Raw genomic sequence first — 729 nt, 5'->3', positions numbered from 1 at the left:
GTTAAGGATATCGGCTCTCAAACCAGTATCACTCGATCATTAGGTCCATTTCCTAAAGATGAATTTGATATTGATGTATTTAGAATGTTGACCTTAAAACAAACAAAAATGACCAAAGCTTGTCCTGAAATATATAAAATTATTACTAAGTCAACGAAATTTGATTTTATGAGCAAAGATGATCCATGGTATTAATTCAATTGTCGAGTTGTGAGATTCAAAATTACTGAAGATACCTATGAAACCGTTATCACCAATCTAAACAAAGAAGAATTCTCAATGGAAGAAATCCGTGAAATTTACAATATGCGTTGGGGTGAGGAAACTTCTTTTCGTGAGCTCAAATATGCTATTGGACTCAATGCATTACATGCTAAAAAAAGAAAATTGATTCAACAGGAAATCTATGCCTGCATGACTATGTATAATTTCTGTCAAAGAATTGTACAGGAAATAAAAATACCTAAAAAAGATAAAATCAAATATACATATCAGGTCAATTTTACAAGATCAGTGCATATCATCAGAGAATTTCTAAGAAAAAAAGGTGGAAAGAATCCACCTGTAGAACATCTGATAGCTAAAGAGATTCTGCCGATCCGCCCTGGCAGAAAATACAAGCGACATGTCAAGCCAAAGACTGTCGTATTCTTTAACTATCGTTATAACTAACATAGTTTATTATATACCTTGAAAAATGTAGTTTCAAGACTACACTTTTTTAGCTTG

General features: G+C 32.2%; 1 protein-coding gene and 1 pseudogene. Both read left to right on the top strand.

Features of this window, described 5'->3' with window-relative positions; translation table 11 throughout:
* Positions 1-195 (top strand): annotated as a pseudogene (locus B5F09_RS14940) (IS4/IS5 family transposase); the annotation flags it as partial.
* A gap of 15 nt (positions 196-210) precedes the next feature.
* A complete protein-coding gene (locus B5F09_RS14670) occupies positions 211-672 on the top strand; it encodes a transposase (RefSeq protein ID WP_143357542.1) in 462 nt (153 codons plus the stop codon).
* Positions 673-729 lie beyond the last annotated feature (57 nt).

This window comes from Erysipelatoclostridium sp. An173 (assembly GCF_002160495.1).
Taxonomy (GTDB): domain Bacteria; phylum Bacillota_I; class Bacilli_A; order Erysipelotrichales; family Coprobacillaceae; genus Thomasclavelia; species Thomasclavelia merdavium.
This window is presented reverse-complemented; position numbering and strand designations above follow the sequence as displayed.